Here is a 2,500-nt window from a genome sequence, read left to right on the forward strand (position 1 = left end):
AGTATACCAAGGCGCTTGAGAGAACTGTGCTGAAGGAACTCGGCAAATTGCACGCGTAACTTCGGAATAAGCGTGACTCACCCAGCGCAAGCTGGACTGAGTGGCACAAGCCAGGGGGTAGCGACTGTTTAGCAAAAACACAGGGCTCTGCGAAGCAGCAATGCGACGTATAGGGTCTGACGCCTGCCCGGTGCCTGAAGGTTAAAGGGAGATGTGAAAGCGTCGAACTGAAGCCCAGGTAAACGGCGGCCGTAACTATAACGGTCCTAAGGTAGCGAAATTCCTTGTCGGGTAAGTTCCGACCTGCACGAATGGCGTAACGACTTCCCCACTGTCTCCAGCACAGGCTCAGTGAAATTGAATTCCCCGTGAAGATGCGGGGTTCCCGCGGTCAGACGGAAAGACCCTATGAACCTTTACTATAGCTTCGCCTTGGCGTTAGCGACCGTATGTGTAGGATAGGTGGGAGACTATGAAACCGGGGCGCCAGCACCGGTGGAGTCATCCTTGAAATACCACCCTTACTGTCGTTGACGTCTAACCGAGGGCCGTTATCCGGTCCCGGGACATGGCGTGGTGGGTAGTTTGACTGGGGCGGTCGCCTCCTAAAGTGTAACGGAGGCGCGCGATGGTGGGCTCAGACCGGTCGGAAATCGGTCGTCGAGTGCAATGGCATAAGCCCGCCTGACTGCGAGACTGACAAGTCGAGCAGAGACGAAAGTCGGCCATAGTGATCCGGTGGTCCCGCGTGGAAGGGCCATCGCTCAACGGATAAAAGGTACTCTAGGGATAACAGGCTGATTTTGCCCAAGAGTCCATATCGACGGCAAAGTTTGGCACCTCGATGTCGGCTCATCACATCCTGGGGCTGGAGCAGGTCCCAAGGGTATGGCTGTTCGCCATTTAAAGTGGTACGTGAGCTGGGTTCAGAACGTCGTGAGACAGTTTGGTCCCTATCTGCCGTGGGTGTTCGAAGCTTGAGAGGATCTGTCCCTAGTACGAGAGGACCGGGATGGACGTACCTCTGGTGGACCTGTCGTGGCGCCAGCTGCGCAGCAGGGTAGCTATGTACGGAATAGATAACCGCTGAAAGCATCTAAGCGGGAAACTAACCTCAAAACAAGGCTTCGCTGAGGATCGTGGAAGACTACCACGTTGATAGGCCAGGTGTGGAAGTGGGGCGACCCATGAAGCTTACTGGTACTAATAATCCGATCGGCTTGATCGTTTCTCAGCAAAACTCATTCGATTACCTTGCAACAACGCAAGGCTGACAATGTCTTCTTCGCAATCCTTCTATCCGCCTGGTTGACCTGGTGGCTATGTCGGAGGTTCCCCACCCGATCCCATTCCGAACTCGGTCGTTAAGCCCTCCAGAGCCGATGGTACTTCGTCTTAAGTCGCGGGAGAGTAGGTCGCCGCCGGGTCTACCAGTCGGATAGAAAGTATTGCACTCGATCCCAAAAGATCGATCCTCGAAACACCTTCCTTCACACACCACCCTGCCGCGGGATGGAGCAGCCCGGTAGCTCGTCAGGCTCATAACCTGAAGGTCGCAGGTTCAAATCCTGCTCCCGCACCCAAGATACCTCACGCCGGTGAGGCACATCAGAAACCCCGCCCGAAAAGGCGGGGTTTTTGCCGTTTAGGCTTTGGAAATCTGGCGCAGCAGGCCGGCGAGATGTCCGCGGACGTGCGGTTCGAACCGGCCCAGCTCTTCCGGCGGTACAAATTCCACGACCTCAATCAGCTTGCACCACCCGCGCCGAAGGTCCTCGCCCACGTCGCCCATGATCGCCAGCTGCGGAGCCTCGGCCAGCCGGGCGATCGCCTTCCGCGCGCTGGGGGAAAGTTGCGCCACGATGAGGGAAGGCGAGGGGGCGACCAGCCTCGAGTTCGGACCTGCGTGACGTCAACGGGGCCGCGCGGGCCCTCAACTCGTCTATAGTGATCATCTCTTCCGTGAACATCATCCGGGCCCGCTCCAGCTTGCGGCGGATCCCGTTCAGTTCGCGCTCGGTAGGGGGTCGTGCGGCAAGGGCCTCCAGACGGCGGGTGGACTGCTCCTCGTGGAAGATCCAGACGGCGCTGGCGATAGCCTCCGGCGACAGCAGGTGCCGGCGCACGCCCGTGAGCACGCGATCCTCGACCGTGCGGGCGGCGATGATCTTGTTGTTCTTGCACGTCCCGCGCTCGCGCGCGGCGCTGCAGGCGTACTTGCCGCCGTTCAGCGTCATGCCGGACCCGCACAGGGCGCACCTCCTCAGGCCGGACAGCAGGCCGGGCGTCCCTGGCGGCGGGTGCGGTTCTTCGTCCACCGGTCGATTCGACGGGATGCGGCCCCGACGTCCTGGGAGCCTTCTCCAGATTTGGCGCGACGGGATCGAATCGCCGTGTTCGGAGGACTTCCAAAAGCTGCCGGATACGGGGAAACGCCGGCGTGTCCTTCGAATCTGCATTGGCGGATGGAAGAATCGGTCCGGACCAGGCGCCGGGTGGC

General features: G+C 59.6%; 1 protein-coding gene, 1 tRNA gene and 2 rRNA genes (1 of these 4 cut by a window edge). 3 read left to right on the forward strand and 1 reads right to left on the reverse strand.

Going from position 1 to position 2,500, the window contains the following annotated elements:
• The 3 genes from ACODRV_RS02410 to ACODRV_RS02420 form a co-directional block, all read left to right on the forward strand.
• Positions 1-1,228, forward strand: a 23S ribosomal RNA gene (locus tag ACODRV_RS02410) (it extends 1,560 nt beyond the left edge of the window).
• Positions 1,229-1,312: 84 nt separating this feature from the next.
• Positions 1,313-1,427, forward strand: a 5S ribosomal RNA gene (rrf, locus tag ACODRV_RS02415).
• A 79-nt stretch (positions 1,428-1,506) separates the two neighbouring features.
• A tRNA-Met gene (locus tag ACODRV_RS02420) sits at positions 1,507-1,583 on the forward strand.
• A gap of 159 nt (positions 1,584-1,742) precedes the next feature.
• On the opposite strand, the gene ACODRV_RS02425 is transcribed toward ACODRV_RS02420, so the two are convergent.
• The gene (locus tag ACODRV_RS02425) at positions 1,743-2,318 is read right to left on the reverse strand and encodes a recombinase zinc ribbon domain-containing protein (protein WP_488907283.1); all 576 of its coding nucleotides are present in this window, start codon (positions 2,316-2,318) and stop codon (positions 1,743-1,745) included.
• Between the last annotated feature and the right edge of the window lie 182 nt (positions 2,319-2,500).

It is taken from the genome of Brevundimonas sp. FG8, assembly GCF_057808845.1.